Genomic DNA, 6,076 nt, shown 5'->3' with positions numbered 1-6,076 from the left:
GAAGCGCGCGAAATTTTGATGGTTTGGAAGGGGGTACCCCCTTCCAAACCATCAAAATTCATAAAAGCTGAAAAACATTGTAACCATAGGAAATACAATTTACACAAAATATAGGACTTGACTCATTATGAACAGTATATTTACAGGATGGCGTATGTTTACGTGAAAAATAAAGATGATGCACTAGACATTGTTCAGGAAACAGCCTACCAGTCCTACCTAAAATTTAATACTTTGAATGATTTGAAGCTTTTTAATTTTAATAAACATTTGAAGCACGGATTAGTCAGTAAAACAACTAAAATACGGGCAAAGTACCCTGTCGGGCAGCATGACTGACATCCACCTCATGGAAAGGTTGGACGAAGGAATTTTGGAGCAAAGACTCTGTGAGAAATGGGAGGGTTAACCTCCATGAGAAATGTGGAGATCCACCAGTGTAACCATACTTTAACTAGTTATCCACTTTTTGGATAAGTGGGGTTTGGTAGCTATCAGTCGCTATTTCAATTTGTTCCCAAAATTATCCTTGAATACACCATTATTCCAATCCTCAAATCAATATTAAAACGAACTACCACGTAATTTGAAGAAAATGAGAGAAATCGAGAGATTTCCCTTTCTATATAGAGGGAGTTTAGTTGAACAATGGATAGCAATTGCAGTGAGTACAATTGGACTCTAAAATAAATAAAAGTACAATACAATATATTCTGTTTTAGATAGAGGTTAAATACTATGATTGAGAAAAATTACGGGCATTGGCACTTAGACTATTACTGCGATAAGACAGATTTTTATACCACGGCTACTGGATTTTTGAATGATGAAGGAAGCTGGGATGTATTTTTTTATGAATTAGAAGATGATGAGATGTATAAATTATTCGGTAATATGGATTCTGAAATAGATAAGGATTGGGGTGTCTTATTATTCAATGCAAATAATTTTGATGATGCACACGATAAGTTCAACAGATGGGTCGAGGATGTACTGGTGCCATTTTTAGAAAAGAAATAATAAGTCACTTGTTTCACTTACGGGTGCGAGAGTTAAAGACGGGATGGCAGCTGCGATCCCTTTTCTTATTGAGCAAACGTGGCAGTTTAGTTGAAGAAGAAAAAACGTTTAATGCGTATTTTGGATTCAAATTGTGAAAAAAAATGAACTGTACTATGAAGACAGTTCAATTAATAAGTATTTTATTTTTTTAGAGGGGAAATGACAGTGTTATAAAAAAATCTTTCCCATTTAGCTAACAAACCTTTTCCATTTTCACCACGTTTTATTTTCATTTCTTGGTTCTTATGAAATTCTGCTATTCGTTTATTATGTTCTTTATGCCATTGATGGAGAGCAACTTGTTTCATTTTTATTCTCCTCTCGTTTAATACCTTAATTATATAGCTCTGGTTGAAAATTACAAAGTAAATTTTGTCACAAAAATTGACATAAAGATGTTAAACAGATGGAGAAAATTATGCAATGAGAATGGGAGTACGATTTTCGAAATTGAACCTGTAAGATGAAGAACAACAATGTCGTAATACGAGGATATAGTGTACTTCTTGTTCGACTAACGAAGCAGTTACTTGAAGAAAGAAATGTTTAATTTGTTATTGAATTAATAATGAAGGATTTTTTGGTGAAGGGGTTTTATCTATATGGAAAATGTAAGATATTTAATCGAAACAAAGAAAACCTGTTTTTGATAAATCGGATATAAAGCTGGCTGAAGAAAAGTTAGGTGTGATTTAAGCCCTACTTTCTTTCCACTTAATTGTCCTAGGTTACTTCTTTTATTACTCCAATCACTGAAATAACAGAACCAATTGCTTGGATCCAACTACCTGTTGCTACCAATGATTCGGATTCGGATTGTCCATTATTTTTTTTATAATAGTCCTCATAAAAATAGCCTATCTTTTTTTGTTTATTTTCATTATCATTTTCATCTTTTCTAATATTTTTTAGTGCCTCTGACCATCCTATTGCCTGTAATGAGTTTCCAATAAATTGTGTTATGCTTCCTACAATGTTTTCGGATTGGCCTGGGAAGGGAGGGAGATCAATTGCATCTCCAATATTAACCGCTAAACCTAAAGCTTGTATCCAGTTCCCTGTAATGAATAATTTATAGGATGCTTCTTTCCTGATGTCAAAAACCAGTCCTGTAATGACAGTAAGATTCCCACTTGCTGTAATTTCTTTTCCAACTGACCTAAGGACAGTCCCTTTTGCCTCCGCATCAATCGCATTTCCTTCAGCCTGTAAAACGTTTCCCAATAGAATTAAGTCATCACGTACGTTACTTTTTATATAGTTGGACGGCATAGAACCAATTGCAGCTGTTATTGTTCCCACAGATACTAGCACTGAACCTACTATTGCTTTAGATTCGCTTCCCATTTTAACCACCAACCTGCCACAAGCTTTAAGTATATAAGAAAAAACCTTTATCGTAGTATTATGAATTAAGGTCCGAATGTGTACCTAATTATTAAAACTAACTTTCCTCATTAGAAAAGACCCCAAGTATTTGAAGGCTGCGTAAATTGAAGATCATGGGTTGTCTTTGGAATTTCTTTTTCTTATTAAGGAACTGGCAGGTTACTTGAAGAAGGATAAGGAATTATTATATCGAATATCTATGAGATACCACCCTTTTTTGGAGGACAAGACTTGTGATAACCAAAGCAGAAATAATAAATCAACCTTTTTCGGGACAGTACAAGGAGAGAATTTATGACATAACAAGTTCATGGAATTCTCCAAATTGGACTTGGGTAAAATTTGAAGACGAGGATTTTAATGAATGGTGTGGTGAGTTTAGAGGATCACCACGGGATATTGCAGTATCAAAGAAGTATAAAACAGTTCTTGTCCTTACTTCCGATTACTTATTTCAAGTTGATAGTGATAGCGGAGAATTAATGGAATATGAATCCCAGCCTCAATATCAATGTTTAACAGTAACACCATCAGGGGATTTCGTAATAGCGGATTATTATAGCATTGAAAAAATAGAATCATCAATAAAAGATACGATACCAGTGAAAAGTCCAATTAAAATGGACACAATTAAATTTCATGGTTGGTCTAAGAATAAGTTATTAATTACATGTAATGAATTTCTAAATTGGGATAATCAACTAGAGTTAGAACTTGACGGTGATACATTAGAAATTATTATAAAAGAAATCACTTGAAATATGACTTACCTTCTTGAAGTAACGGGAGCTTTACTTCAAATGAGGTAAGTTTTTTTGGCAGGCGAGTGTAAGTAATCTAATAACGATTTAACCCTAATTTATGTTATATTTTAATTAAAAGGGGACTTTTATGTATCCTGATTACTTTGGATAAATATTTTATACTGATGATTTCATGTGGGATGAAATGGGAGTTACAGAGTTACCTTTACACCTGTATCATATACTTCACTTGAAAGTCTGTCTTTAATTTTAAAGTATAATACTTTAAGGTTTAGCAGATTGGATGGAGTAAATGATAAAAACGAAGCACAGTCACTCGATTTCCCTTTAGCTAACACCGCAATATTCACTTCAAGTTGGACAAGTCATTCTGATGAATCAATTCCAATGTGGAGAATGTACGCTAGAGATATGGACGGAGTAAGAATTAAATTACCTGTCAATATGTTTAAAGGCAGAGACACCCCTACTGTATTTGATAAGGGTGGTTCTCAAATAAGATATGCTGACAGTATTAACATACAAAGAAAGGAATCAAAATTAGTTTTCCATACAAATAGAATATTCGGACCAAATAAAGTGTACTATACAAACGAAGATAAATATTTACTTTCCAAGACACTACATCAATCATATGACGATTATATAACAATTAATCTTCATGATTTAGGAATGTTTAAGGAGAAATGTTGGGAATTCGAACAGGAATGGAGATTTAAAATCCTTGCCTTTCCAAATGAGAGTTCCCTTCCAGATGATGAAATAACAAAAGAAAATTTAGACTTAAACACCTATCCAATTATAGAAAAGTCTATTAATGTGAACCTAGAAACGGGAATTTTTAATGAAGCTGAATTTATGCTTGGACCAAAAGCATCAGAGGCACAACATATTTTATTAACTTCCTTAATTGAAAAATATGCACCTGAAGCAAGAGTTTTTTATAGTAACCTGAATATTAGATAACTAAAGTGAACAAGAGTTCAAGATCTGGCTAAAATTGCTGGATCTTTTTCTTTTTCAACTAACGAAGCAGTATAGTTGTAGAAGGACAATCAAATTAGTTATGGTAAAAAAGTAACATATTGTTATTTATGGTAAAATATGAATAATTGTACAAGCTATTTAGAATTTGATTAGGAGGTTTTCTCATTGAAAAAACTCACTAAATTTGCAGCGATTTGTTTTACAGGTGCTTTTACGTTGCCATTTGTTATTAATATTACAGGTTTAAACAAAGCCGAGGCATTCTCTCAACCTTCCTTGGCAATTAAAACGGTAGTTCCCGTATCGTCTACTGACGTAGGTTCTATTAAAGTGGTTGTACCAGTTGAAGAACAAAATAGGATAGAAAACTCAAATGCAGCTGTTTCCATACCGTCTGCTGACGTAGGTTCTATTACGGTGGTTGTACCAGCTGAAGAACAAAATAGGATAGAAAATTCATCGGCTTTAATATCAGGCTTTGTACCGATGGACCAGACCTCTTTTTATAAAAAATAAAGTAAATAAGAATTATACATTGTCAAAATCTTGCTCAACTAACGGGTGCATGTGTTAAAGATGGGGATCGCTGCGGCGATTCTTTTTTCTTGTTACACTAACGAAGCAGGTTAGTGGAAGAACTTTAAAATTAAACAAAAAGAGTTGCCTCCAATAGCAACCCTTTTAAGTCAACTCTTGGGAAAAATGTTTTATTTCTTATAATTGAGAGATCGCCTGTTGAGTTGACCATGTAGCACTGCTGAATGCCTGATAATTTGTAACAGCTGCTTGAAAATCCTTCTCACTTATAGCGGCAGTGGCATCATAAACAACAGCTGTTTGGAATCCATTCTCGATTAAGTCTCTCATATGCGATTCTACACAAATGTTTGATAGAACACCTGCCAAAATGACCTTTTCTTTCCTATGCTGACGTAATTGGTAAACTAGATCATTTGTCTGCGGACTAGCAATCTTATGGGCGGTCGCAATGACTGTTTGGTTAGCTAAAATGTATGGCTTAAGTGAAGGAACCCAGTCGGCTCCTACAGAAGTGTAGTCATTTTGTTTTTGAAATACTCGAAGCTTTAATAACATTTCTTGTTCAGCTCCAGTAAATTGCCAACTATAATCATGGGGATATATATAATGGGGTGATATAAAAAGTTGATATCCTTTACTCATGGCTGTACTTATTAGAATTTCAAGGTTACCTAGTGTGTTGTAATGCTCAATAATATTTTTTGTTAAATGGTATCCTTTACCCCCGGGGGACAGAAAGTCATTTTGTGGGTCAGTTATTACAATTGCTGTATTAGCGGGATTAGGTTTAAACATTTTTTTCCTCCAATTCACATAAATAAGTATCCTGTATTTTAATTCAACTTTTGTTCTTTGATGAATATATATTGATGGGTGCTTGGACACATTCTGTTTTTAATGGAGCTATGGTATTAATATGTATCCCTTCAAAGATCAATCCAGGTGTAACCTACAGTACGCAAATATATGCATTAGAAAGTGAAATGCTTGTTCCACTAAACCAGCTAATAGTTTGTCAAGATTTTTCAATGAAAAATGAAATTGGGTCATGTTATAATAAAAATAAGCATGCCAAATAACCTTCCATCATGCTATAACTGGAAGGTTTTGTTGTATTTAGTTAATATTTTTAACTAAGCTAGATCTTGGAAAGGTGATTCGCTTTTCAAAATGGCATAGATCCATTGTAGAAGCTTGTTAGCACATTCAATGACTGCTACCTTATAGGGCTTTCCTTCTCCACGTTTCTTATCATAGAATTCGCGTAGTCTTTTGTTACGCGGGATGATCGTCTCTGTCGTTTTCTTTTTACGACAATCCCTAATCCCACAGCG

8 protein-coding genes and 1 pseudogene are annotated in these 6,076 nt (G+C 34.0%); 5 read left to right on the top strand and 4 right to left on the bottom strand.

Annotated elements, in window-relative coordinates; genetic code table 11:
• Window positions 1–162 precede the first annotated feature (162 nt).
• Together KW850_RS34465 and KW850_RS32040 are read left to right on the top strand one after the other, a co-directional pair.
• Window positions 163–339: a hypothetical protein gene (locus tag KW850_RS34465; RefSeq protein WP_374226411.1), complete on the top strand. Its 177-nt coding sequence runs from the start codon at window positions 163–165 to the stop codon at window positions 337–339.
• A 399-nt stretch (window positions 340–738) separates the two neighbouring features.
• On the top strand, window positions 739–1,020 hold the full coding sequence (locus KW850_RS32040) for a hypothetical protein (protein ID WP_218351660.1): 282 nt from the start codon (window positions 739–741) through the stop codon (window positions 1,018–1,020).
• A gap of 182 nt (window positions 1,021–1,202) precedes the next feature.
• On the opposite strand, the gene KW850_RS32035 is transcribed toward KW850_RS32040, so the two are convergent.
• The gene (locus tag KW850_RS32035; RefSeq protein ID WP_218351659.1) at window positions 1,203–1,370 is read right to left on the bottom strand and encodes a hypothetical protein; all 168 of its coding nucleotides are present in this window, start codon (window positions 1,368–1,370) and stop codon (window positions 1,203–1,205) included.
• 415 nt (window positions 1,371–1,785) lie between these two features.
• A complete protein-coding gene (locus tag KW850_RS32030) occupies window positions 1,786–2,409 on the bottom strand; it encodes a DUF6944 family repetitive protein (RefSeq protein WP_218351658.1) in 624 nt (207 codons plus the stop codon).
• 275 nt (window positions 2,410–2,684) lie between these two features.
• Here KW850_RS32030 and KW850_RS32025 point away from each other — a divergent pair, with 275 nt between their 5' ends.
• From KW850_RS32025 to KW850_RS32015, 3 genes are all read left to right on the top strand, one after another.
• On the top strand, window positions 2,685–3,209 hold the full coding sequence (locus tag KW850_RS32025) for a hypothetical protein (RefSeq protein WP_218351657.1): 525 nt from the start codon (window positions 2,685–2,687) through the stop codon (window positions 3,207–3,209).
• Window positions 3,210–3,494: 285 nt separating this feature from the next.
• Window positions 3,495–4,181, top strand: coding sequence for a DUF2971 domain-containing protein (locus tag KW850_RS32020; protein ID WP_218351656.1), 687 nt, complete (start codon window positions 3,495–3,497; stop codon window positions 4,179–4,181).
• A 186-nt stretch (window positions 4,182–4,367) separates the two neighbouring features.
• Entirely contained in the window at window positions 4,368–4,718 is a 351-nt protein-coding gene (locus tag KW850_RS32015; protein WP_218351655.1) for a hypothetical protein, read from the top strand.
• Between the two features lie 198 nt (window positions 4,719–4,916).
• Here KW850_RS32015 and KW850_RS32010 read toward each other — a convergent pair whose 3' ends face one another.
• Complete coding sequence (locus KW850_RS32010) at window positions 4,917–5,537, bottom strand: cysteine hydrolase family protein (protein ID WP_218351654.1); 621 nt, start codon at window positions 5,535–5,537, stop codon at window positions 4,917–4,919.
• Between the two features lie 338 nt (window positions 5,538–5,875).
• Window positions 5,876–6,076: pseudogene (locus tag KW850_RS32005) on the bottom strand (IS110 family transposase); the annotation flags it as partial.

It is taken from the genome of Bacillus sp. sid0103, from assembly GCF_019219025.1.
This window is presented reverse-complemented; position numbering and strand designations above follow the sequence as displayed.